Here is an 879-nt window from a genome sequence, read left to right as displayed (position 1 = left end):
CAGGGCGGGAGCATACTTTGTTGATTATTTAACCAAAGAATAACTGTGCCCGATAATTGTCATCCCAACTTGCTTTTTTTAGCTTGTTTCTTTGGCTTGGCGCACCACAATTGCTCTGCTTTACGATGTTCAGCACAAACCGCCGGAATAGCGCCATATTCTCGACCGCATCCTCCATCGCTATCCTTGATGCATCCTCGTTGAACACCACATCAAGAATGTAATGCTGGCTGTTCTCTATCCGCCAGTGCTGACGAATATAGTGCCCGACTAACTTGTGCTTGGGGGATAATGAGCTGACATAGTAGGAGGTATCTACCGTTCCTTTTCCGTTGGCGCTGCGGTGACGCTCAACGGCAATGATGCTGCGGATTGTCGGCCATTTCTCCGCCAACTCTGGCGGTAATTTTGCTTTTAATTGAAACACATAGCGTTCTTCCTGGCGGCCATGCCCACGTTCTTTGTGCTCGACGATAATCTTCTCTTTCTGGGCATCAAACAGTGCCTGGAATTGTGATTGAACGGCTTGATACAACTTCGGCTGGTTCTTCTTTACCTGTACCACCACATGAGCCTTCTTCTCGCTGATTTTCTCCAGTGTCTCTCTCTGACAATGCAGCGCATCGAGTGTCACTACGGCCCCTTTAAGCTCAAGAATATCTAGCATCTCTTTGACGGTTTCGATTTCTCCCCTCTTGGTGGGGGTTGCTTTTTGGCTCAATACCAGACCATTTTCGGTATCGTAGGCCGTGACCAGTTGAAGAGCATCCTTGGAATTTTTCCGGTAGGAGCCGCGTAACACCTTGCCGTCAAAGGCAATTACCGGTTTGCCTTGGTGAGTGCGCTGTTCATTAACCCAGTACAGCAAAGCCTCCAACA

Annotated in this window: 1 protein-coding gene; it reads right to left on the bottom strand. The window is 48.6% G+C overall.

Annotation, left to right across the window (positions count from 1 at the left end; translation table 11 throughout):
- Positions 1–28: 28 nt before the first annotated feature.
- On the bottom strand, positions 29–879 hold an 851-nt coding region (locus ACZYTD_RS17155; RefSeq protein WP_463893907.1), incomplete at its 5' end, for an ISAs1 family transposase.

Source organism: Pseudaeromonas sp. HNCC25DJ180 (assembly GCF_055413345.1).
The sequence above is the reverse complement of the archived record's forward strand: the minus strand, read 5'-3'. Positions and strand labels throughout refer to the sequence as shown.